This is a genomic window from Paenibacillus gyeongsangnamensis (genome assembly GCF_027533625.1).
Taxonomy (GTDB): Bacteria; Bacillota; Bacilli; order Paenibacillales; family NBRC-103111; genus Paenibacillus_G; species Paenibacillus_G gyeongsangnamensis.
This window is the reverse complement of sequence record NZ_JAQAGZ010000016.1, coordinates 17,119-38,846: the sequence shown is the minus strand read 5'-3', so window position 1 is coordinate 38,846 and position 21,728 is coordinate 17,119. Positions and strand designations below refer to the sequence as shown.

Genomic DNA, 21,728 nt, shown 5'->3' with positions numbered 1-21,728 from the left:
CATCTGCCTCAAACCATGACTCAGCTCAACATTTTATCCATAACACCGGTCAAAATATTGAACATCAAATCGATCTCTTGGTTTGAAACAATTAGGGGCGGCATGAGCCGAATCGTTCGCGGATGAGGGGAATTTATCAACAGCCCTTCGTTTAAGCATTCGGAGACGAGCTCAGCTCCTTTGTCCGTTGGAAGGTCAAAGGCAAGCAGCAGTCCCATCCCGCGAATTCGGCTTAATCCGTACATGTCTGCTATCCGATTCAGCCTTTCCACCATGTCTTTTCCCTGGATTTCAGCATTCAGGGGAAGGTTACGACGAAGCACCTCTCGTACGATCGCGTGTCCTACCGCCATTGCAAGCGGCTATCCTGAATACGTCCCTCCCTGATCCCCCGGTTCGAATAAGTTAAACGGCTCCTTGGTCAGCATGGCCGACAACGGGAAGCCGCCTCCCAGCCCTTTTCCTAACGTCATGACATCCGCCTCAATCCCATAATGCTCGTAAGCGAACAGCTTACCCGTCCTTCCGATTCCGGTTTGGATCTCGTCAAATATCAGCATTAGGCCGTGCGCATCGCATGCCTTGCGAAGCTGGTATACATACTCGGGATCGGCCGCGTGAACCCCGCCCTCGCCCTGGACGAGCTCCAGCATGATCGCACATGTATTGGGGTTGACGGCAGCCAAGGCGGACGGGATATCGTTCAAAGGGACATGCCGAAAGCCCGAAACTTTCGGTGCGAACAGCTTCTCCCAATGCTTCTTTCCGGTAGCTGACATCATGGCAAGCGTTCGTCCATGGAAGCCGTTGATGACCGTAATGATTTCATATGCTCCGCCAAGATTTATCGATCCGTGTTTTCGGGCCAGCTTAATCGCACCTTCATTCGCTTCGGCTCCGGTGCTTGTAAAGAATACCCGGTCATAACAAGAGACTTGGGTCAGCAGCGAAGCAAATTCGATCATCGGTTTATTAAAGAACGATGGACTGCAGTTAACCAAGGTTGAGGCTTGCTGATGCAAAGCGTCTTGGAGGATGGTTGGCGAATGCCCCAAACAGGTGACCGCCCATCCCCCGATAAAATCCAAATAACGTTTCCCTTTCGTATCCCACAAAAACATGCCTTCCCCGCGTTCCATCACCACGGAAGGCAGTTCTGCTGTAAATAATACAGACTTTTTTGCTTCGGACAGAAGCTCAGATGTTTCCGTCGTGTACTGCATGTTCATTCCATCACTCCCAATCAAATAATAAATATACATTTTAATGTTTATTTATACATTATCGGATGTGGAATGGTTTGGCAATACTTAGGTTTCATAAATAAAAAGGAACGGCGCTAATCGCAGTCCGTTCCTAGTTCGTATACCCGGTTTTTATTCGGAATCACAATATACGGCTGATCGCCGAAGCCGGGAGCGCTGTTAACGAAGCCCGGCACTTTGACTACTCAGACGACGCGGTCCATCAATGCAAATCCTCCAGAAACTGCTGTACCTGCCGGACGGAACGAATCGATCCATGCCGCTGCTCTTCCTCGCCCTCGTATTCGACGGACACCCATCCGTCATAACCGAAACGATTCAACCCTGCAAGGAGCTCGTTGACCTGAACGCTGCCTTCCCCGATGATTTTACCGGCAAAACGCCCGCCGCTTAAGGCTACATAACTTTCTCCAGGGTAATGGTCTTCCACCTTAACGAAATCCTTGCAATGAACATGACGAATGACCGGCAGCAGAGTACTAAGCGCATCAAGGGGCTGTTCGTCTACCAGGAGGAAATTTCCCATGTCGAACGTGCTTTGCAGCGCCTCTGAATCGACGTCCCGGATCAGATCCATCACTTGATCGGATTTGCCAGCAAACAGGCCGTGATTCTCCAGACACAGCACGACATTTTTGCTGCCGGCATAGTCCGCAGCCGCCTTCAAGCCTTCGACGATCCAGCCGCGCGCTTCATCGTAAGAAGTTCCTTCCTGACCGTTGCCGGAAAAGACCCTCACGATCTTTGCACCGAAATTCGAAGCGATATCAACCGATTCGGTCATTTGCCGGAGCTGCTCCTGACGGCTTGCGGCATCCGGCAGGGCAAGGTTGTTGCTTGCTCCCACGCAGGCCACTTCCAACGATTCCTGCTGCAGCGCTTGCTCCAGCTGCGACAGGCTCTCCGTATCCGGGTACCAGAAACGGTGCAGCAGCTCGATTCCGTCCGCATCCGTTTCCCGACCGGCAAACCGGATGAAATCGGCGTTCTTCCACGTTCCATTATAAAAATATTTATGGCAGCTCCATACGCTTAAGCTCGTTCTCATCGGTTACTCCTTAAGGTTCGCCTTCCGTCAGCGATAATTGCGAATAAATTCCACAGCCTTGCGGATATCGGACTCCGGATTCGAACCGACCTCTCGCTCGATCGTTAAATATCCTTTATAACCGATATCTTGAAGCGCCGAAAAATAACGGTCGAAATCGACCTTCCCTTCCCCAAGCGGAACCTCATTGAAATATTCCCCGTTCTCCGCCAGATCGGCAATCTTCTCATGCGCCATCGGATCGAAGCCGAGCGCCCCATACACGAAGCGCGGATCCACCTCCCGGTTCCGGATGCCGTCCTTTACATGCGTATGGACAATATACTCCTTGAGCAGATGGACGCCTTGCACCGGGTCGTCCCCGGTCACCATGACCATATTGGCCGGATCGAAGTTCACGGATACGCCGTTCGTGCTCAAGCTATCCAGGAACGCACGAAGATGGGCGGCCGTTTCCGGGCCGGTCTCAATGGCGAAATACGCGTTCATGCTCATGGCGAATCGCCCCATCTCCTCGCAAGCCTGCTGCATCGTTTCGTAGATTTCGCTGTTCGGATCATCCGGCACGATGCCGATATGGGTCGTAACGATATTCGTGCCGAGCTCAAGTCCCAGCTCCATGATGCGTTTGGACTTCTCGATCTTCGCCGGGTTCGCTTTGCGGTCCTGAAAGCCGTGGCCGCCAAGATCGCCGCACAGGGCGGATATTTCAAGTCCGAGCCCTTCGATGCGGCTGCGAAGCTCGCGGCGGGCAGCCGTATCAAGTCCCTCCGGAGCCATCTCCCCCTTAACGGCGTAGATCTGAACCCCTTCCGCTCCAACTTCCCGCGCCTTCAGAAGCCCCTCCCTCACGCCGATACCGAAGCTGTCGACCATGACTCCAATCTTATTCGTAAGCTTCATATACTTAGCCTCCTCTATGGGTTAAAGGTTATCGTCGAAGCGGATTTCTTTGCCCGCTGCCGCCGATTCATAAATGCCGCATAGTATCTTCATCATCTCTACGCCGTCCTCGACGGGGCTGAGCGTTTCGGCCCGGCCAAGGCAGCAGCTGACGAAGTGTGCGATCTCGCTGCGGAACCCGGAGGCGAAATCGAAGGATAGACGATCCGCCTGCGGAAGCAGGTTCAGCATAACGTCATGCTTTTCCGTTGCGATCTGCAGTTCCGGCTCTACCTGTGCGCCGCCTTTGGTTCCATAGATCGAGATGGTCGTATCGTTCTTGATCGCGTGGAGCGTAAAGCTGACATCGACCATCAGCGTCGCCCCATTCTCGAAACGGATCAAGGCGTTCGCCATATCCTCGACATCGTTCTTGCTTGCATCGTAGTCCGCCGCTTGGTAGAACGACAAATGCTTGACGTTCGAACGGTTGCCCAGCTTGTAATACGTGCTGCCCAATACGGATCGAACCTTCGGACGACCCATCAAATACCAGCACAGGTCGATGACATGAACGCCGATATCGATCAACGGACCTCCTCCGGAGCGTTCCTTATCCGCAAACCAGCCGCCGGGATTGCCGAGACGGCGAAGGTAGCTGGCCTTGGCGTAATAAATGTCACCCAAATCGCCGGCATCTATGAATTTGCGCAGTATTCGGGTCGTTTCTCCGTACCGGCGCACGAAGCCGACCTGGAATACGCGTCCGCTGCGCTTGACGGCCGCCTCAACCTCGAGCGCCTGCTCCACCGTCTGGCACAAGGGCTTCTCGCACAGCACATGCTTGCCGGCTTCAAGTGCAGCTATGCTGAACTCGGCATGCGTATTGTTCCAGGTACAGATGCTGACGGCATCGACCTCGCTGTTCGCCAGCAGCTCCGAAGCTTGGGAATATACGTTCGGGATCCCGTATTTGGCCGCTTGCTCCTCCGCTCTAGTCCGATTCATATCGCAAATGGCAACCAGCTCAACCTCCGGATGGCTCGCGTAAGCATCCAGATGCATGCTTGAAATCGAGCCTGCGCCAATAACGCCGATCTTTACTTTTTTCATTTTCAGTTCGCCTCCTGAAATATTTTCTATTAGATTTCGCGCGTTACGCCGGAAGCTTCCTTCACCCGGACCATCCAAATGAGCATGGCGGCAAAACCCGCCCCGCCCAGCAGGGCAAAAGCCGCCCCGATCCGGTACGTCGCGGCGGCTCCCAAATGCTGAAATGCCCAGCCGCCGGCGACGCCGGCAACGATGCCGGACAAACCGCCCCAGCTCAGCGCATACAGGGCTTGGCCCGATGCTTTATACCGCCACGGGATCAGGCTGCTCGTAAGCTGCGTTCCGATGTAGTAGTAGCCTCCGAACGTAACGCAATGCAAGATTTGAATCGCGATGATTTCATATGGCCCCGTCGCCAAGGACATCAGCGACCATCGCAAGGCATAGAGCAGACTGACGACGATAAGACAGGCAATCATCGTGCGCTGATTTCGGGGCAGCAAACGATCAAATAGCAGAAACACCGGTATCTCGAAGATCGATGTCAGAAAGGCGGACAGGCCAATCAGCCCTTCCTTCCCTCCGAGATCGGAGATATAAATGGAGACGAAGGTGTTGTTCATCCCGTTAGGAATCGAGATCAACACGCCGATAATGAGAAAGGCGATGAACCGTTTGTTTCGGAAGATGGTCAAATAATTCCCGCGACGGCCTGCCTCCTGTTGACGCCTATCCGCACGCGGCAGATTGCACGCTAACGCAATAGACACGAGCATCATACTGCCGTAGACGACCCATAGCTTGCCGATTCCCAGCCCGGCAAGAACCGGTCCGGCGGACACGGCCATTATGGCCCAGCCCAACGAGCCCCATAAGCGGAATTCGCCGAAACGGCGTCCCGCCGGTTCAACCGCATCCAGAATGTAGCTGTTGCTCTGCGAGAACAACGGACTCTGGAAGAAGAAAAAAGCCAGCATCAGCCCCAAAAGATTTGCTTGGGAATGGACGAAGAACACCGTCTGCATCACGATCCCGTTGCCGATAAGCAGGATGATTAACACCCGCCTGATGTTGTTCCAACGGTCGCTCCAATAGCCCCAGAAGGAGTTCGAGAGAACGGCGATGAACGGACCGCCGGCGAGCAGCATGCCGATTTCTAGCTTCGATACGCCGATCGATTGGAGATAGATCGGAAAGAATGTGCTGTAAATGGCGATGGTGCCATAGACGAAGAAGTTGAAACTCTTCATCGCCCCGAAGCGCTGGCCCTTCGCTGCTGCATTTTGGGCCATGTTCCAACTATCCTCCCTTCCGAGCCGGGAGCAAGGAGTAGCCCGGGCTCACTTCCGCTAGCTTACGGTACTGTGTCGGCGTAACGCCGGTGTACGTCTTGAAGATGGAGCAAAAATATTTGTATTCCTTATACCCAACCTTATCCGCGATCTCGAACACCCGATCGTGCGTATCGCTTAGGAAAGCTTTGGCGTGCTCGATCCGCACCTCGTTCAAATATTCCGCGAAGCCTTTGCCGAAATGCTGCTTGAAAATCATGCTGAAATAATTCGGCGTAATCTTCAGCCAGGCCGCTACATCGGACGCCTTCAGGTCGGTGCTGAACCGGGAATCGATATATTTCTTGACCCGTTCGATCGTCCAATGATTCCGCGCCCCGAGGGAGGAATGGATCAAGGAAAAGAGTAACATCAGCTCGCTGCGGATCAGTGCCTCGAGCGCCCGGTAGCAGTTATGCACATTCTGATCGATGTCACGAGTAAGCATGCCGTCGATTTCCCCTGACACTTCAATGCCGCTCGTACGCAGCCTTCTAAGGACAACGACCCGCAGCTCCTTATACATCCGGACGACTTCCGTCAAGAGGTATCCGTTGGATTGGATGTGCCCGGCTAACCGCCCCAGCACTTCGTCCAATTCCTCGTAGCTTCCGTTAAATAATAAATTGACCAGCTGCTTCTCCCATTCCGCAGGCGTCGCGATTGCAGGGTTATGTTCTCTCAGCCCTTCTTCATGGAATCTCAGAAGCTTCCCTTCCGCAACGGCGTTCTGCTGAACGAGCGAGACGGCTTCCTCACAGCAGGCGTAAACCTCGGATAATGGCTGAAAGGCACGCGAGACGCCGAAATGGAGAGGGTGTCCGTCCGGCGCCGGTCCCTTTACGTCCCTCAGCGCCTCCTCCCAGCTGGAACGGGGCACCGGAGTCCTCTGAATACATAAGGTTAACAGCAAGTTCGGGTGATGAAACAGCGAGATAGCCTCCTGTCTGGAATGCGACAGCGCAGCCTGTACTTCTTGCTCCCATGCCTTCCGGGCGGACTGCCTTTCCCCTTCAGTAACATGTTGAATCCATAGGGCGTAATCCTGAAGCTGGCTTGCCACAATCTGATACGTACGCATTTCATCGGAATCGCCCGGCAACAGCTCCGGATCGGGCATTGCGCCTCCTCCCTGCAGAAGCCGGGTCAGCCAGTTCAGCCAGCTCTCTCTTTGCCGGTTCCTCCGCCCTTCCGCCTCACTCGCGATTTCCCCGCCGATTCGCTGCACCATCCCCATGAGCTCGGAGACATTGACCGGCTTCAGCAAGTAATCCTCCACGCCGATCCGGATCGCCTGACGTGCGTACTCGAAATGGTCATAGCCGCTTAGGATAATAATTCGAACCTGCGGCAGCCGCTTCTTCAATTCCCTGGAAAGCGCAATGCCGTCCATCCCATCCATATGAATGTCCGTTAATACGATATCGACGCTCTGCCGCCCGATCAGCTCAAGCGCCTCGGCTCCGTCGCCTGCTTCGCCCACAACCTCCACTCCGATCGTTTCCCAAGGAATCGTTTCCCTCAGCCCCCGGCAAATGATCGGTTCATCGTCAACAATCAGCATATTGATGGTCATATGGCCTCCTGTCCGATCGATTGGATCGAGATTCTTAGCCGAACGCATGCGCCCGAACGGTTAAGCTCAATCGGAATGTCAACGCCGTAGCCGCTGCCGTATACAATCGTGATAAGCTCGTGGATGTTAAATATGGCATGGCCCATAATCGTCGGGTCGCTCTTCTTCTCTTCCAGCGCAAGGCGAATCGCCCGCAAACGCTCCTCAGGGAAGCCGGTGCCCGTATCCGTGACGTCAATGATCAAATCCGATTGCCCTTCCCGATAGCAGCGAACGGCGATTTGGGCCTTCCGCTTGCGATGGAATCCGTGCTTGATGCTGTTCTCCACGAGCGGCTGGATCAAACGTCTCGGCACTACGGCGGCTTCAAGGGAGGACTCCATAAACAAGCTGAAGGCGAGCTTGTCGCCCATCCGTTTTTGCTGCAAATTCAGATAAGAGCGGACGAATTCCAGCTCGTCGGCCAAGGTGGTATACCGCTTCTCCCGATTCATGCTGCTCCGGAAGAAGCCCGAGAGCGCTTCAATCAGCTGACTGGTCTCCGGCGCTTTCTCCAATCTGGCGGTCCAGCGGATCATGTCCAGCGTATTGTATAGGAAATGCGGGTCCATCTGGCTCTGCAGGATTCGCAGCTCGGACTCCTTCTGCCGAAGCTCCAGCCGGTATTTGTTATCGATCAAATCCTTGATGGTCTGCACCATATTGTTAAACTGACGGCCCAGTTCGCCGATTTCGTCGCGGGAGCGGACCGTCACCCTCGCCGAGAAATCCCCCGTCTTCAGCCGGCTCGTTTCCTTCTTCAGCTCCAGCATGGGACGTATGATCGTCAGCTCGAAGCCGATGAGTGCAACGAGACCGAAGATCACTACCACCAGCAGAAGAATCTGCAAGGAAACCTTGAGCGCGTTCGTCTTCGCTACGATGGTCTCATCCTTAATCATCGTCACGATATTCCAATGCGTCAATCTCATCTGCTGGTTGAACACCAGGTAAGACGATCCGTTTGTATTGAACGAGATCACTTTATCCGGCGAATTCCGGATGGCCCCCAGCAGCTTCGCGTCCGGGTAAGGCTGTCCGACCCGCTGCGTATTCCGGTCCAGCAATACCTTGCCGTCCGGCCGCAGGATGAAGATGGAGCCCTGCTCCTCGGGCACGGCCGCGGACAGCAGAGCCGATATTTCCGATTCGTTCAAACGAATGACCACCATCCCGACCGACTTCGTCAGATCGTCGAACGAATTGATCATCCGGAACAGGGAGACGACCCGCTTCGGACCGGTCCAGCCGCTGACAAGCGGGTATGAATCCGACCAGACGATGCCGCCTTTATTCGCCTTCGCCTGATCGATCCATTGCTGCTCGGGTCCTTCGACCGGTTCCCCGAGATGCATCCGGTTCCCGCTCTGCCCCAGCAGCGAGATCGACTTGATATAGCTCTTGGACATCAGCTGAAAAGCAGCGAAGCCTTCAATCGCCGTCCGGTCGTTATTCAGCTGATCCATCGTGGCGGGTGTCTCCGTCGTTTGCATGAAATCGCGGAAATCCTTTTGGTAAATCATATAATCGGTAATGTCGTCTACCGCTTTGATTTTCTCGTACAAGTTCATCTCGATCGTATTCAAATTTTTCTCCATCGAATCGGCGAACTGCTGACGCAGGATCGCATCATACCTCGTCAGCACCGCAGATCCGACCAGCAAGGAAGGAAGCGTTACCAACAGGAGAAAGATGCCGATCGATTTTTTTCTCAAACTTACGCTGTAGAGCCGGAATGGGTTTAGTTTCATGTTGAGCGCTCCCCGGTAAGCCGTTTCTTTCTATAATAATGGAGAGGTCACGAAAGAATCTACTGCAAATTTCGGTCTTGACTTCCGTCTACCCTTTCACGGCCCCTGCCGTCATCCCCTGCACCAGCTGCTTCTCCAGCAAAAGATAGAATGCGAGCACCGGCAGCAGCGCCATCGTCAGTGCCGCCATTTGCATCGTTTGAAATTTCGTCTCCGTACCGGCAAAATTGGCAAGTCCCAGCGGCAGCGTCTTCAGGCCCGTCTTACTGATCAATACGAGTGCGAACAAAAATTCATTCCAATTGTATATGAAATTAATGATGACAACCGTTGCCAGCGCGGGACGCGTCATGGGCAGAATGATCGACCAGAAGATCCGGTACACCCCGCCGCCGTCGATAATGGCCGATTCCTCGATATCCTTCGGGAATGATTTCATAAAGCCGACCAGGATAAAGATCGTAATGGACAAATGAAAAGCCGTATAAGGCAGCACCAGCGACAGATGCGTATTGAGCAGGCTGAGCTTTTTCATCAGAATGAAAATCGGGACGAGTGTCGCATGGATTGGGATGGTCATGCCGATGATGAACAGACCGTACACCCACTTGGACAGGCGGAATTCGAATCGAGATATGAAATAGGAGGCCAGTGCGCCGAGAAAGACCGTCAGCAGGATGGCGCCTACCGTCACGAATAGACTGTTCCAGAAATAAGTGCCCAAATGAGCGACCTTCCAAGCCTTAGTGTAATTGCTTGCGTCCCACAGCTTGGGCCAGCCCATCGGATTAACGGAGAATTCCTCCTCCGATTTGAAGGAGCTGACAAGCATCCATAGAATCGGAAGGATGTTCGCAAGACATAGCACTGTCAGAAAGATATGAAGAATTGTTTTTTTCCAAGTTACGGTTTGCATAGTTCCTCCTCCCGCCGCTATCCGCTTATGCACTTCTGCGGGTCAGGATGTTCGCAGCATAGATGGCGATCAAGCTGAAGAGCAGAATCAGGATGGATACGGCGCTGCCGTAGCCGAAGTTCATGTTCTGGAAGGCACTGTTGTACATATAGATGGTCATGACCTCGGTATTGTGCGCCGGCCCCCCTGCCGTCATGACATAGACCAGGTCGAAGACGCGGAAGCTGTTGCTGATGGCAAAGATGAGCGTAACCCAGATCGTTTCCTTCAGCAGAGGAAGCGTAATATACCAGAAATGCTTCCAGCCCGTCGCGCCGTCCATAACCGCGGCTTCCTTGAGCTCCACGGATATATTTTGCAGAGCGGCCAAAAAAATCACCATGTAGAAGCCGTAGTTTTGCCAAATATAGGTAATGCTGACCGACAGCATTCCGAGCCGCGGGCTCCCTAGCCAATCCTGCTTCCAGGAACCGAGACCGGCGAGTCCGAGCAGACCGTTCAAGAGACCCGACTCGATTTTGAATACCATCCCCCAAATCAGCGATACGATAACGGCGGAGATGACGACGGGGAGAAACAGCATGGAGCGGTAAGCCTTGATCCCTCTTAGTGAGCGGTTCAGCAGCAGGGCGAAGAAGAGTCCCAGCGGCAGCTGGCCCAGTATGCCGGTCGCCATCATGAACAGATTATTTTGAACGCCTTTCCAGAAGACGCCGTCCTTTAAGGTCGATACGAAATTATCAAGTCCGAGAAATTTCATCGGAGATAAGCCGTCCCACTGGAAGAAAGAATAATAGAACGACATACCGATGGGAACGAGCGCAACTCCGATATAAATCACCAGAGCGGGCAGCATTCCGAGTAATACGGTCCATCCGGTTCGTTTCAATACATGCATAAGCAGCATCCCTTCTCTTCGAGGTTAAATCGGCACGGCAAGCGATCGGGAGCCGGCTGCAATTTCGTCCGCCGTCACTTCCCTGCCCAGCGCGTCGGACAAATAGATCCCCTCGCTGATCAGAAGGGTAGCCAGTGCAATTTCCGCCGTCGGCAGAAGCTCCACCCGGCCCTGCAGGGCGGCAATCCAATGCTGCTGCGAGGAATCGAAAGCGTCCTCATTCGTTCTCATCCGGTGCAAGCGGACATCCATCCGGTTCAAATCCACCGTGCTGTTCAGATCGAGATCCGCTACGGTCGTATGGTAGCTGAAGTCGGACGTTTGCTCTCCCGAGTGATAGGCCGGCATGCGGATGCCTCCCTTGGAACCGACGATGCAGCTTCCCTCCACGCTTCCGAGATGAACCGCCCAAGCTTCGAAAATATCGAGCGTCATCCCGCTCCGGAAGGTGACGAACCCGAGGGCAAGCTCTTCCACGTCAAAGCCGCTGGCCGCCCTCCGCTCTGCATCCATATCCATAGCCTGAACGAGCTTGCCGATCATCCGATCGACATCGGTCGCTCCCAGCAGATACAGCATTTGAGCGATGTGATACACTCCCATGTCGAGCAGCGCCCCGCCTCCCGCGCTGGATTTCTTCGTAAAATGGACGGTGCCGAAGCCGTCCACATAAGGCCGGCCGCGGCGCCGAAAGCCGTTCGATCGGGCGTGAACCAATCGGCCAAGCTGGCCATCGTCGATCAAAGCCTTAGCCGCCTTCGTTTCCTTCTTGTAAAGCGTGCCAAGCTGGATATGCAGCAGCCTGCCGGTTTCCCGGGCCGCCTCCAGCATCTTCACGCCGTCATAATACGAGCCGGCGATCGGTTTCTCGCAGTAGACGTGCTTGCCCGCATGAAGCGCCGCGATGGTGAGCGGAGCGTGGAAATTGTTGTGCAGACATACATCCACCGCGTCAATGTCGTCACGGGCGAGCAGCTCTCTGTAATCCGTGTATATGTGGGGAATGCCGTATTTTTCAGCCTCCAGGCGCGCTTCCCACTCGTTAATATCGCATACCGCTACGACCTCGGCGCCTGGAATTGCCGCATATTCCTGCAAATGCGCCTTGCCGATGATACCTGTGCCGATCACCGCGATCCTTACGCGTTCCATAATGTTCATCCTCCCGTCTAGTGCACCGTCATCGTCTTGGCTAATATTCGTTTCATCGAGGCGAGCGCCCATTCGATTTCAATATAAGGATGGGTTGGCGCATTGTATTCGACGGCCCAGTGACCGCCGTATCCGTTCTCCGTCAGCAGCCGGACAGTATCCTCAGCATCCGCCGATCCGATCGCCCGGACATCGAAGTGAACATGGTTCACCCATGGTGCAACGATCCGGTCTCCCTGGGCCGCTCCTTCCTTCCATCGCCCGATGTGAAGCAGAATGCCGAAGCCCGGATGATCGACCGCTTCCGCCAGCCGTTTCAACCAGTTCGGGTCCAGCGATATACCCGTATGATTCTCGGGACCGACGGTGTAGCCGCCGTCCGCAGCCCGCTGCGCGTATTCCTTATACCGCATGACCGTATACTCGAACTGTTCCCTGGATTCCTCCACCTCTCCGCGGTTCGCATCGATCCTGACCGTCCGGGCGCCGAGCAGCTCGGCTGCCCGCAGATGATCGAGCGCATTCTTATGCAGCGATTCGCGGGCTAAGGGATCCGGGTCCCACAGGTGAGCGCGGTCCACGGCGAAATTCGCTACGGTCAAGCCCTTTTCCTCCAGCGAACGTTTAATCTTCCTCAGCTTATCGTCGTTTGCAACAGTCCAGTATGGAACGCTGCGATCGGCGATAAATCCGTTCCACAGATCGACCCCCTGCAATCCGTAGCGGTGACGCGCAGTTTCCAAATAACCGAAAATATCCATCTCGCTTTCGCTCAGCAGCTGATAAAAGGAAAACCCTCCAAGTGAAACATTCATGCCCCGGCCCTCCTATGCATATCACGGTTCCCCGGCGGGAACCGTTATTTTTTCGTCTTGTCGACGGCATCCTGCATTTCTTTGGCAAGCTGCTCGGCCGTCTTCTGCTTCGTCGTGATCGCTTGAATGCCGTTCTCGATGACATCCTTCACCGTAGGCTGCATCACGCTGTCAAATACAAGCGCGGAACCGTTTTGCGTCAGCTGAAGCATTTCCTTCAAATACTTGGTCGTATCGGACGGTGCTTCCACCTTCGCCGGAACGACGATCCCTTTACCCATCAAATTCTGATACAGCTCCGGCGCGTAGAAATATTTGAGGAACTTCAGTGCGGCCTCCTTCTTCGCCCCGGTCAAGCTCTTGCTGAGCCCGATGCCGTACTGGATGACGCCGGCGCTCTTGCTAGGGTCGCCCTTGCCCCCTTCGATAGCCGGGAATAAGGCAATGCCGATATTGTCCGCCATCGCTTTATCCGGATTGCCGCCGCGGAATTTCGTATCGATGGTCGAGCTGGTCATCGTCATGGCGGCCTTCTTCTGCAGGAAATAATCCTGCTGCTGGACCTCGTCCATCGTATTGATGTCCGCGTTGAACGCATCCAGCTTGACCAGATCGGAGATGACGCTAAGCGATTTGACATAATCCGGGTCGGTAAACTTCGCTTCGCCTTTATTTACATTAGGCAGGAAGTCACTGCCCGTGACGCGGTCCTCAACCGCCGACATAAATGTCGATTGCATCGGCCATTTATTCTTATTGCCGATGGCCATCGGAGTTACTCCGGACTCCTTCAATTTCTTCACCAGATCCAGGAAGCTGGCGTACGTTTTCGGGAACTCGTTATACCCGGCCTTGGCGAGAAGGTCCTTATGGTAATAAATGATATCGACGAACGTCATTTTCGTAGGGATGGCGTACTGCTTTCCGCCCACGTTGTAGCCTGCCAGAGCCTGCTGGGGAAGGATGCCTTTCCACGTATCCATAATCTCGTCGATCGGCATCAGCACATCGGCCGCGATATACGGCTCCATCTCGATCGCGGGAAAAAGAATGAACATGTCCGGCATGCTGTTGCCTGCGGCTTCCGTCCGAAGCTTGGTCCGGTATTGGGCGGAAGGAATGTCCTGCGCTTCGATCTTGATGTCGGGATTCAGCTCTTCGAACTTCTTGATTCGTTCCTTGTACAGCAGATTGTCCACATTCGGGGTTGACCAGTTGTATTCCATCGTCAGTGTAACCGGACCCTTCGTTTCCTTCGGGCTCTTGGCTTGCTCGGGAGCGGCGCTGCCGCATCCGGACATAGCAGCGACCAGCGCAGCGGAGGCGGTGATTAACATCGAGGTGCGAACTGCTTTTTTCACAAGGACATTCCCCTTTTCCATATGTTATCAATTGTAACATCAAATCTCACATGTTTATTATACCTCCGAATGAATGCGCTTCACCATCCCACAGAAATATAATAAAGTTCAAATTTTTAATCTGAATCGAATTTTTAGAGATTTATGTTATGTTACCGGACATATAATTTCCCTGTTCTAGGAAATCGTTCAATCCACATCCTCCGTTCATCCTTGGCCCAAAAGAGAAAAGACCTGTGACACGATCACAGGTCTTGCTATTCACCCGGCGGCGGTAACGCCTTAGTCCGCCCTCAGCTTCATGAAGCTGCGCTTGCCCACTTGCACGATCAGCTCCTCCCCGATCGTGCATTCCAGCTGCGTATCGGTGACCTTGGCCCCGTTCAGCTTCACGCCGCCCTGCTGGATCAACCGCCGCGCCTCGCTCTTGGAAGGGGCCAGCTTCAAGGCCGTCAGCAGCTCGACGACGCTCACCGGCTTCCCGCCTGGCCACCGCACCTCCGGCATATCCTCCGGTAGCGCTCCTTGCTGAAAGATGGATTGGAACCGATGCTCGGCCATTCCGGCCGCTTCTGCGCCATGGTACATTTCGACAATCGTCCGGCTGAGGAGCATCTTCGCGTCCCGGGGATGAAGTACGCCATCCTCCATGTCCCGCTTAAGCTTCTGCAGTTGGTCAGCAGGCAAATTCGTTGCCAGCTCAAAAAACTTGTGCATCAGCGCATCCGGCACCGACATCGCCTTCCCGTACATCTCGTTCGGATGCTCGTCGATGCCGATGTAATTGTTCTTCGACTTGGACATTTTCTCTATCCCGTCGAGTCCCTCCAGCAGCGGCATCAAGAGAGCCACTTGCTTCTCTTTGCCGAATTTCTCTTGAAAATGCCGCCCCATAAGAATGTTGAACTGCTGATCCGTTCCGCCGAGCTCAATATCGCTTTCCAGTACGACCGAATCGTAGCCCTGCATGAGCGGGTAAAAAAATTCATGCAGCGAAATCGGTTTCCCTTGAGCCAGCCGCGCTTCAAAATCGTCCCGTTCCATCAATCGGGCAACCGTAATTTGTCCGGACAGCCGGATAATGTCCTCAAACTGCATGGGAGCAAGCCATTTCGAATTGTAATGCAGCTCGACCTTGCTCATATCCAGCACTTTGCCGAACTGGCGGAAGTAGGTTTCGGCATTCCTCCGTACCTCCTCATCCGTAAGCTGCTTTCTGGCTGCCGACTTCCCCGTCGGATCCCCGATCCTTCCTGTAAAATCGCCGATGATTAATTGAATGAGGTGGCCGTTCTCCTGGAATTGGCGCAGCTTATTGAGCACCACCGTATGTCCGAGATGGACGTCAGGAGCAGAGGGGTCCAGCCCCAGCTTGATTCTCAGCGGCTTGTTCGTTAGGATGGAGCCAGCAATCTTCGCCTTCAGCTCCTCCTCAGGTATAATGACGGCCGCCCCCATGGAAAATAAAGAAAATTGACGGTTTACTTCCCTATGCTGCTCCTTCGTCAATGTGTCAAACACGGATGTCATCGTAATCCTCCCTTTGCTTCGAGATTTGAGAAAAAACAAAACCACGCCCCTATACAAGGGACGTGGTTTACAGCACGCGGTACCACCCTAATTGAAGAAATCCGATTTCTTCCGCTCTTCGAATGTAACGGTTCGCTCCGTTCTTTGCTACTTCGGCATCGTTTCGCAAAGAAAGCTCAGGGACGTAATTCAAGCGGATCTGTGTACCGATTCGCACCTGCCACCGGCTCTCTGTCACAGGGAGATCCCACTTTACTCATTCCCGTCAACGCTTATTATTCGGATTTAAGACATGTTTCGAATCACTTTTCTTAATAGCTCAGCAAGGAGCTCCTGCTCCCGTTCGCTTAAGCCTTCGATGATTTCCACTTCGCCGCGGTGAAAGTCCGGATACAGCTCCTGCATAATGCCGGTGCCCTTCTCGGTGATGCTCACCTGAACGAGCCTGCGGTCGTTCGGATCCGTACGTCTCACGCAGAGCTCTCTTCGTTCCAGCGTATTGGTCACATTGCTTACCGTAGCCGTCGTCACACCGGCGGAAATAGCGAGCTCTCTAGTTTCCAGCGTTCCCCAAATCCATAGATCATACAGCATGGAGAATGCCGTCCACGACAAGTTATGCCTCGCGAGCCGTTCCCGCTCCATCTTCACCCTCAAGCATTGACCTGCGCGGTATAAGTTCGTCGCAATAGAGATGGCGCTCAAGTTGAGCGGTCCTAACGGGATGTTGGAGAGCCGCTGAAGAATATCCAGCTCCTCCCCTGTCGGAGGGTTGTCGTGATTGCGCATTTTCGTTGTTGCCAGCCTCCCGCTTCGTTAGCTTACTAATCGTTAGCTATGAAATGAATATAGCATGAAGCATTCGGGAACGCAAGCTTTCGACACGTCATTTAAAGTTCCTTATGTCCCCGAGCTGTCCGGTTACGACAACTTCACCCGAACCGATATCGGCTCAAGCATCGCAAGCCGTAATCGGGCAAGCGGGGGCGGTTAGCCCCATCCTCTCATCCGCCTTGAATGCGGGTCCGCATAGGGCGAAGGCCGCCCGAGAAATGATCGGACGGCCCTAAGGGCGTGTTACCGGCTAAACGATGGTTGCTTTGCGGATCATGAATGAATAACGACATCACTCAGTTCCTGATCAAAAATTATTGAATTGCCGAGTTATCGACCATCCATGCGCATGATCCGCAATGATCGTATGTATTACCGGCAAGGGAGCTGCGTTCGCGGCTCCCACTCCTTGTCCATAGTTTACATATAATATGTTATGTTAACTTTTTTTTGGCGAATAGCCCTCCCTGCTCAACACAAAAAAACCGATCCGCACGGATCGGTCTGCAATTGCATTATATGTAACTAAATGCTAAAATGAAGAAATTATCGACTTCCTTCAAAAAATAAGGAATTGGGTCGACTTATTTCTTTTGTACCTTCATTGTATCATTTCCCTGAACCATTGTCAAACGCAAGTTCAAGACGTTATCCCTTTTGAAGAGGAGCGGTATGGTATGTCTATTGCACCAAAGGAACGTGATTTGGAACTTGAACGCATAGCTCTGGTCATTCGTAAGCTGCAGGAGCGCATTGCGGACATTGAACCGTCAGTAGGCTCGTTGAGAGATCAAGTCGTCGACATCCGCACTCACTTTTGGGATGATGTGACAGTCAACTTTAGTACCGAGGATGACGCAGTCGAGACTTATTTGAGCATGAAGCAGCAGGCTGATCTCTTGTCTGAGCGGGAGCGGACCCACCGGCATTTATCGAATCAATTGAAGCGGATGAAGCGGCTGGTCCCCTCCCCTTACTTCGGCCGGATTGATTTTAAAGAAGCCGGTTTGCCTACGGAGAAGGTTTATATCGGTGTGGCCTCTTTCCTGGAGGACGATGGCGAGACCTTCTTGATCTACGATTGGCGCACTCCGATAGCCAGCTTATACTACGACTATCCGCCGGGCCCCGCCGAATACGATACGCCGGGCGGGCTTGTTCAAGGAACGATGGAGCTTAAGCGCCAATTCGTCATCCGGGACGGCTCGCTGCGTTTTATATTCGATACGGGGGTGACGATTGGCGACGACCTTCTTCAGCAAGTGCTAAGCCAGGGCAGCGATTCCCAAATGAAGACAATCGTGGCTACGATCCAGAAAGAGCAGAACCGAATCATCCGGAACGACCGCAGCCGGATGCTGATCGTACAGGGCGCCGCCGGCAGCGGCAAGACTTCCGCCGCACTCCAGCGGGTAGCCTATTTGCTCTACAAATACCGGGAAACGCTGAAGGCGGACCAGATGGTGCTCTTCTCCCCTAACCCGATGTTCAACAGCTACGTATCGACCGTACTTCCGGAGCTGGGCGAGGAGAATATGCAGCAAACGACGTTCCAGGAATATTTGGAGCATCGCCTCAGCCGACTGTTTCAGCTGGAAGATCCGTTCGAGCAAATCGAATATTTATTGACGGCCGAGGAAGAGCCGGGATACGTAGGACGAGTCAGCGGCATTCAATATAAAGCTTCATCCGCATTCTTGCAGGTTATCCTGAATTATAAGGCCTCATTGGAACGAGAAGGCATGCTGTTCCGCAATCTGCGCTTCCGCGGCCGAGTCCTGATCTCCAAGGATCGTATGAAGGAACAGTTTTACAGCTACGACTCCTCCATTCGTTTGGCCAATCGCGTCATTCTTCTGCAGGAATGGCTTCGCTCCGAGCTTGTTGCTCTGGAAGCGGTCGAACGGCAGGCGGACTGGGTTAGGGAGGAAATGGATTATTTGGATACCGAGCAGTATCAGAAAGCATATAACCGGGCGCGAAAGCGGCTGAAGGAGCAGGATCCCACGTTCAACGACAGCGTTCATGAAGAAGAGGTGCTGCGGAAAATGATCGTGCAGGAGCAGTTTAAGCCGCTGCGCATCCGGATCAAACAGCTTCGGTTCGTCGACGCCCCGGCCCTGTACGGCCAGTTATTCGAACGCAGAGAGCTCTTTGAGGAATTGGCCGGACCCGGAGGCGTTCCCGAGCATTGGGATGACGTTTGCTCGCAAACGCTGGAACGACTCAGCCGGAAAGCACTGGCCTATGAGGACGCTACGCCTTACCTGTATTTGCAGGAGCTTGTCGAAGGCTTCCGGACGAACCGAATCGTTAGGCACGTGGTTATCGACGAAGCCCAGGATTTCTCGGCTTTCCAATACGAATTCATCAAGCGGCTGTTCCCCCGGAGCCGGCTGACGGTGCTCGGCGATTTCAACCAAGCGATCTTCGCACATGCGACGTCGCTGGTGGAGGATACGCCTGTGGCCCGGTTGTTCGGAGAGGAGGAAACCGAAACGATCGTTCTGACGCGAAGCTACCGTTCCACCTTGGAGATTGTGGAATTCACCAAAGCCATGCTCCCCGGCATGCAATCGATCGAGCCGTTTCAACGCACGGGCGGCAAGCCGGTCGTCCTGATCGCCTCCAGCGCCGAAGCCCGCATCCATCGAATCGTTCAAGATGTGCAGGCGCTTCAGGCGGAAGGGATGAATTCGGTCGCGATCATTTGCAAGACGGCGGCGGAGAGTCAGGCGGCGTACGAAGCGCTGATGGAGCGTTTGGAGCTGCGCCTGATCACGAAAGACACCGCCACCTTCGAACGGGGCATTCACGTGATTCCTGCCTACCTGGCCAAGGGAGTCGAATTTGACGCCGTTCTCTTGTACGACGCCTCCGATAAGACGTATCGGCGGGAAAACGAGCGGAAGCTGTTTTACACTGCCTGCACGAGAGCGATGCACCGGCTGCGACTGTATGCCGTTGGGGAGCTATCCCCTTTTGTCCGCGTCGTGGACCCTGGGTTGTTTGTGAAGGAAGAGATCGGCCGTTCCATTTACGCATAGCAAAATACCCAGGATAAACGGCTACGCCATCCTTGTCTTACAAGGACCAGCGCGTTTACCAAGGTTGATGCGAAGCTATAAGCTACGAAAAATTATAAATTCTTATCAACGCAAAAGAACAAGCCATTCCGGTAGGAATGGCTTGCTCTATGTATGCTTGCGGATGGAATCGAACCATCACTCCCGGAGTGTATCGCTCGGGACGCTTACCTTAAGCTTCGCAAACTGGATCGGGAAGGCAGGGCCAACCTGCGCCGCGGTGCTCCAAAGACACGCGCTCCGGCTCTTTCTCGAGCCGCATTCCCTAAAAAGCGGATAGATCCCCATCACTCTTAAGGTTCCATCAGTCAGCCGCCGGACATAAGCGGCAGCCTCTCTGATCTATATCCTTTGTCCGCGCATTCCGGATGCTTCGATCCGGTAATATAATTACGAGGCCTTCCAGGCCTGGATCTTTTCACAATGCTATACAAAACGAAAAGACCGCTTATCATCAAGCAGCCTTCATAACCCGACACATTCATCTTATCCGAAACTAACCGCACTTACCCGAACTCTATGCTGTATATCGTCAGTTATCATCATCATAAAAGGTTATAAAAGCTTGTCGTGCTGCTGCACCGATGGGGTTGCTTGAACAATACATTAAGAATGTTATCAAAAATTAGGTAGGTTGTCAAGGATTGCAGGATCGGGTACGGCATTTGAAGTTAATTTGTTTACATATATAATATTATGTTAACATAACTAGCCCGTTGACTACTTATCCGCTCCGCTAACTCAATATCATTTTTTCTTCTGCGGCTTGCTGTCATCTCCCATGAAGGTATGCTCCAACTCATCCATCATCTGCTCCACCCCGCCGCTGATGAGATCCGTAGCCGTGCAATTCTCCTGATCCGGAGGCGTATTAATGCCTGCCGCGGTGTATGAGGTATCATTATAGACGTCTTTGTTCTTTGTCATGAGGACCCGCCTTTCTTTATTTTACTCGAATGGGAATGTCAATCGTCTTTAGGATTGACCTTATCTTCCGCTTTTATGCCGGATGGGAGCCTGCTCTTTACTATCGCCCGCGGGCCGGGTATCATCTTAGTAAACCTGGAAAGATTTGATTGAACGTGAACGGAGGAACAGCGCATGAATCTGATCAAAGTAAAAGACCGTAATGAGTTGGAAAAGAAGCTGCCCTCGATGCCTTGGTATGTCGAGCAATTTATTAACTATAAGCTTCCCGATCTGTCCCCCTCCTCCCTGCTGGAATATATCCGTGATTACGATACCTTCCTATCCTGGCTGCTGGCGGAAGGCCTATCCGAGGCCGGTTCGGTGAAGGAAGTGACGTTAACGGATCTTGAACGGCTGCACATGGAGAGCATCGACAACTTTAAAATGTACCTCTCCTCCCGCAAGGAGAATGCCAATACGCGAACGACGATTTCCCGCAAGCTCTCTTCACTTCGCTCGTTATTCCACTATTTAAGCCAAATTGCGGAGGACGAGAACTTTTATCCGCTGCTGAAGCGCAATGTCATGGCCAAGGTCGAAATCAAACGCACCCATAGACCTAAAGACTCCGCCGCCAAGCTGGAAGGGAAGCTGCTGCAGGAGGAAGAAATCAGCGAATTCATCCATTACATCAAGACGGGCTATCCGGTGGACGTAGCCAAGAACAAGCAGGCGCTGTACTCCTACGAGCTGAACAAGGTTCGCGACGTGTGCATCGTAAGTTTCATCTTGAATTCCGGTCTCCGGGTATCGGAAGTATATAATATGAATGTCGACGATCTGGATCTGAAGAAGAAGCTGGCGTATGTATACCGCAAGGGGAAAAACGACGATACCTTCAAAACGCCCGTTTATTTCCGGGAGGAGGCTGTGGAGGATCTGATGCAATACCTTGAGCTGCGACCGCTTCGATACCGACCGGCCAAAAGGGAAAAAGCCCTCTTCGTCGCCATTGCCAACGGCAAAAAAGAGGGAGAGCGAATGACCAAGCGCACCATTCAAGAAATGGTCGTCAAGTACGCCAAACGGTTCGGCAAGCCTTATTTATCCGTACATAAATTGAGGCATTCGTTCGCTACGGATTATTATTTGCGGAACGATTTGTACAAAACGCAGGAGCAGCTGGGCCATGCCTCTCCGGAAACGACGCAAATTTATGCTCATTTGACGGACAAAACGATGGCCCAAGCCATTGATCATAAGAAGGAATAATAAATGAATC

At 53.3% G+C, this 21,728-nt stretch carries 17 protein-coding genes, 1 pseudogene and 1 other annotated feature; of the genes and pseudogenes, 3 read left to right on the top strand and 15 right to left on the bottom strand.

Annotated elements, in window-relative coordinates; all coding sequences use genetic code 11:
- Positions 1-20: 20 nt before the first annotated feature.
- From O9H85_RS22775 to O9H85_RS22710, 14 genes and pseudogenes are all read right to left on the bottom strand, one after another.
- Positions 21-1,139, bottom strand: a pseudogene (locus tag O9H85_RS22775) (aspartate aminotransferase family protein).
- A gap of 328 nt (positions 1,140-1,467) precedes the next feature.
- Positions 1,468-2,313, bottom strand: coding sequence for a sugar phosphate isomerase/epimerase family protein (locus O9H85_RS22770; protein WP_269883723.1), 846 nt, complete (start codon positions 2,311-2,313; stop codon positions 1,468-1,470).
- A 27-nt stretch (positions 2,314-2,340) separates the two neighbouring features.
- Complete coding sequence (locus O9H85_RS22765; RefSeq protein ID WP_269883722.1) at positions 2,341-3,216, bottom strand: sugar phosphate isomerase/epimerase family protein; 876 nt, start codon at positions 3,214-3,216, stop codon at positions 2,341-2,343.
- Positions 3,217-3,237: 21 nt separating this feature from the next.
- Complete coding sequence (locus O9H85_RS22760; protein ID WP_269883721.1) at positions 3,238-4,308, bottom strand: Gfo/Idh/MocA family protein; 1,071 nt, start codon at positions 4,306-4,308, stop codon at positions 3,238-3,240.
- 29 nt (positions 4,309-4,337) lie between these two features.
- A complete protein-coding gene (locus tag O9H85_RS22755; RefSeq protein ID WP_269883720.1) occupies positions 4,338-5,540 on the bottom strand; it encodes an MFS transporter in 1,203 nt (400 codons plus the stop codon).
- Between the two features lie 7 nt (positions 5,541-5,547).
- Positions 5,548-7,155 carry a response regulator transcription factor gene (locus O9H85_RS22750; protein ID WP_269883719.1) on the bottom strand — a complete coding sequence of 536 codons (1,608 nt, stop codon included), beginning with the start codon at positions 7,153-7,155 and terminating at the stop codon, positions 5,548-5,550.
- Positions 7,152-8,945, bottom strand: coding sequence for a sensor histidine kinase (locus tag O9H85_RS22745; protein WP_269883718.1), 1,794 nt, complete (start codon positions 8,943-8,945; stop codon positions 7,152-7,154). Before O9H85_RS22745 ends, O9H85_RS22750 begins: the two co-directional genes overlap by 4 nt.
- 88 nt (positions 8,946-9,033) lie before the next feature.
- The gene (locus O9H85_RS22740; RefSeq protein ID WP_269883717.1) at positions 9,034-9,861 is read right to left on the bottom strand and encodes a carbohydrate ABC transporter permease; all 828 of its coding nucleotides are present in this window, start codon (positions 9,859-9,861) and stop codon (positions 9,034-9,036) included.
- A gap of 25 nt (positions 9,862-9,886) precedes the next feature.
- Positions 9,887-10,759, bottom strand: coding sequence for a carbohydrate ABC transporter permease (locus tag O9H85_RS22735; protein WP_269883716.1), 873 nt, complete (start codon positions 10,757-10,759; stop codon positions 9,887-9,889).
- Between the two features lie 24 nt (positions 10,760-10,783).
- On the bottom strand, positions 10,784-11,911 hold the full coding sequence (locus O9H85_RS22730; protein ID WP_269883715.1) for a Gfo/Idh/MocA family protein: 1,128 nt from the start codon (positions 11,909-11,911) through the stop codon (positions 10,784-10,786).
- 17 nt (positions 11,912-11,928) lie between these two features.
- Positions 11,929-12,726: a sugar phosphate isomerase/epimerase family protein gene (locus tag O9H85_RS22725; RefSeq protein WP_269883714.1), complete on the bottom strand. Its 798-nt coding sequence runs from the start codon at positions 12,724-12,726 to the stop codon at positions 11,929-11,931.
- Positions 12,727-12,770: 44 nt separating this feature from the next.
- Positions 12,771-14,087, bottom strand: coding sequence for an extracellular solute-binding protein (locus O9H85_RS22720; protein WP_269883713.1), 1,317 nt, complete (start codon positions 14,085-14,087; stop codon positions 12,771-12,773).
- Between the two features lie 282 nt (positions 14,088-14,369).
- Positions 14,370-15,617 (bottom strand): tyrosine--tRNA ligase, encoded by a 1,248-nt coding sequence (tyrS, locus tag O9H85_RS22715; protein ID WP_269883712.1) that lies wholly within the window; start codon positions 15,615-15,617, stop codon positions 14,370-14,372.
- Between the two features lie 53 nt (positions 15,618-15,670).
- Positions 15,671-15,895, bottom strand: a binding site (T-box leader).
- Between the two features lie 7 nt (positions 15,896-15,902).
- Positions 15,903-16,406, bottom strand: a complete 504-nt coding sequence (locus O9H85_RS22710) for a MarR family winged helix-turn-helix transcriptional regulator (RefSeq protein ID WP_269883711.1) — start codon at positions 16,404-16,406, stop codon at positions 15,903-15,905.
- A 64-nt stretch (positions 16,407-16,470) separates the two neighbouring features.
- Between O9H85_RS22710 and O9H85_RS22705 the strand changes: the two genes are divergently transcribed.
- Positions 16,471-16,611, top strand: coding sequence for a hypothetical protein (locus tag O9H85_RS22705; RefSeq protein WP_269883710.1), 141 nt, complete (start codon positions 16,471-16,473; stop codon positions 16,609-16,611).
- 517 nt (positions 16,612-17,128) lie between these two features.
- Positions 17,129-19,498, top strand: coding sequence for an RNA polymerase recycling motor HelD (gene helD / locus O9H85_RS22700; RefSeq protein WP_269883709.1), 2,370 nt, complete (start codon positions 17,129-17,131; stop codon positions 19,496-19,498).
- A 786-nt stretch (positions 19,499-20,284) separates the two neighbouring features.
- Here the strand turns inward: helD and O9H85_RS22695 are convergent.
- Complete coding sequence (locus O9H85_RS22695; RefSeq protein WP_269883708.1) at positions 20,285-20,464, bottom strand: hypothetical protein; 180 nt, start codon at positions 20,462-20,464, stop codon at positions 20,285-20,287.
- Between the two features lie 174 nt (positions 20,465-20,638).
- Here O9H85_RS22695 and xerS point away from each other — a divergent pair, with 174 nt between their 5' ends.
- Positions 20,639-21,718, top strand: coding sequence for a tyrosine recombinase XerS (gene xerS / locus O9H85_RS22690; protein ID WP_269883707.1), 1,080 nt, complete (start codon positions 20,639-20,641; stop codon positions 21,716-21,718).
- Positions 21,719-21,728: the final 10 nt, after the last annotated feature.

Bases quoted from the DNA above. Each gene is read 5' to 3' on its own strand.
- O9H85_RS22770 (WP_269883723.1), bottom strand. From the start codon at position 2,313: ATGAGAACGAGCTTAAGCGTATGGAGCTGCCATAAATATTTTTATAAT.
- O9H85_RS22765 (WP_269883722.1), bottom strand. From the start codon at position 3,216: ATGAAGCTTACGAATAAGATTGGAGTCATGGTCGACAGCTTCGGTATC.
- O9H85_RS22760 (WP_269883721.1), bottom strand. From the start codon at position 4,308: ATGAAAAAAGTAAAGATCGGCGTTATTGGCGCAGGCTCGATTTCAAGC.
- O9H85_RS22755 (WP_269883720.1), bottom strand. From the start codon at position 5,540: ATGGCCCAAAATGCAGCAGCGAAGGGCCAGCGCTTCGGGGCGATGAAG.
- O9H85_RS22750 (WP_269883719.1), bottom strand. From the start codon at position 7,155: ATGACCATCAATATGCTGATTGTTGACGATGAACCGATCATTTGCCGG.
- O9H85_RS22745 (WP_269883718.1), bottom strand. From the start codon at position 8,945: ATGAAACTAAACCCATTCCGGCTCTACAGCGTAAGTTTGAGAAAAAAA.
- O9H85_RS22740 (WP_269883717.1), bottom strand. From the start codon at position 9,861: ATGCAAACCGTAACTTGGAAAAAAACAATTCTTCATATCTTTCTGACA.
- O9H85_RS22735 (WP_269883716.1), bottom strand. From the start codon at position 10,759: ATGCATGTATTGAAACGAACCGGATGGACCGTATTACTCGGAATGCTG.
- O9H85_RS22730 (WP_269883715.1), bottom strand. From the start codon at position 11,911: ATGGAACGCGTAAGGATCGCGGTGATCGGCACAGGTATCATCGGCAAG.
- O9H85_RS22725 (WP_269883714.1), bottom strand. From the start codon at position 12,726: ATGAATGTTTCACTTGGAGGGTTTTCCTTTTATCAGCTGCTGAGCGAA.
- tyrS (WP_269883712.1), bottom strand. From the start codon at position 15,617: ATGACATCCGTGTTTGACACATTGACGAAGGAGCAGCATAGGGAAGTA.
- O9H85_RS22710 (WP_269883711.1), bottom strand. From the start codon at position 16,406: ATGCGCAATCACGACAACCCTCCGACAGGGGAGGAGCTGGATATTCTT.
- O9H85_RS22705 (WP_269883710.1), top strand. From the start codon at position 16,471: ATGAAGCATTCGGGAACGCAAGCTTTCGACACGTCATTTAAAGTTCCT.
- helD (WP_269883709.1), top strand. From the start codon at position 17,129: ATGTCTATTGCACCAAAGGAACGTGATTTGGAACTTGAACGCATAGCT.
- O9H85_RS22695 (WP_269883708.1), bottom strand. From the start codon at position 20,464: ATGACAAAGAACAAAGACGTCTATAATGATACCTCATACACCGCGGCA.
- xerS (WP_269883707.1), top strand. From the start codon at position 20,639: ATGAATCTGATCAAAGTAAAAGACCGTAATGAGTTGGAAAAGAAGCTG.